Raw genomic sequence first — 1,185 nt, 5'->3', positions numbered from 1 at the left:
TTTTCACTAAAGCGCAGAACGAAGGAGTCATCAATGACAAGGAACAATGGTTGTGTTTTCCAAGCATATAATTTCCGAAAATTCACAAATTAGGAAAAATGTTCCCGATAATTACCAGAATAAAGTTGCCAAAAATTTCCAGCAATTCGTAATTCAGCAAGACGACTTTCGCTCATCAGCCAGGGAGTCCACTGACTTAAATCTTCTGGAGGCTTCCTGCCATTGGCAATGCAAGCTTCCAGATAGCCTGTCAGCCACTTTTTCTGATTAATCTTCAGAGGTTCAGGGTCACCAAGACGTTGAATAACCACGCTGCCAACTCTGTACTCCATTCGCTTCCGCTGCCATAGTAGTTTTTCCTGCCCACCGTAGGGTAGGATCACGCAACGTCTGCTCGGCGATATTATTATCCATTGGAATATCCCGGCTATGAACAAACCGGCAAGTTCTTCCCAATGGTTAGCCAGGCTTTCAATTACCTTTCTGGCCCTTGTCGCCAGCCGTGGCCGGGCAAGCTCCCTGTCCCTATTACCTGATTGAGCCACAGCTTCATAGAATGTGAGGGCGAGATGCCGCTGCGGATCCAACCTTCAGCAACATAAAGCAGAGTATGTTCGAGCTTACCGTCATTATTGTGAGTTACTGGAGAAAAATGGCTTTCGTACTTTTGATGACTGTTTGATTAGACTGATGGCCAGCAATGCTGATTTCTGGGGATTTTAAATGAATTACTGTATTTATTCAGGATGGGGAGATCAAAGGGGCTGCGCCGAGTCTGGCGCAGTATGAGGTGGAGGTTTGAAACAGTCAAGATTCAAGGCCCGGCACCGGTTTCTTCATAAGAATTTGGCATAATAAATGACAGAATTTGTTAAAAATTGAGAGTCTGACCAGAGTTGCAGTACGCAAGGACAACTCCACTACCGGCCATTGATTACTTATGTTCCTCTACTTTATTGCTCACTGTAGAAGGCAGGGCTATTAATGTGCTCCTTTTTTAATAAGGAGTTTTTGGCACGCGGGGTGACGATGGCTGTAAGCCAAGTAGAGAGCCGTCTGGCCACCGTTATTTTTCTCATAGAGAGGATTGCAATATCTGGATGGCCTCTATGTGGCTTTCATCAGCAGCTAAGTGGACAGCCATCCGGCCTAAGTTATCCGTCTCTTTGACCAGGGAAGGGTCAA

At 45.7% G+C, this 1,185-nt stretch carries 1 protein-coding gene; it reads right to left on the bottom strand.

Annotation, left to right across the window (positions count from 1 at the left end):
- Nucleotides 1-89: 89 nt before the first annotated feature.
- The gene (locus tag KDK15_RS02215) at nt 90-545 is read right to left on the bottom strand and encodes a hypothetical protein (protein ID WP_257293736.1); all 456 of its coding nucleotides are present in this window, start codon (nt 543-545) and stop codon (nt 90-92) included.
- Nucleotides 546-1,185: the final 640 nt, after the last annotated feature.

It is taken from the genome of Endozoicomonas sp. YOMI1, assembly GCF_024606345.1.
Classification (GTDB): Bacteria; Pseudomonadota; Gammaproteobacteria; order Pseudomonadales; family Endozoicomonadaceae; genus Endozoicomonas.
Note: the sequence above shows the minus strand (reverse complement) of the source record. Positions and strands in the feature narration are given on the sequence as shown.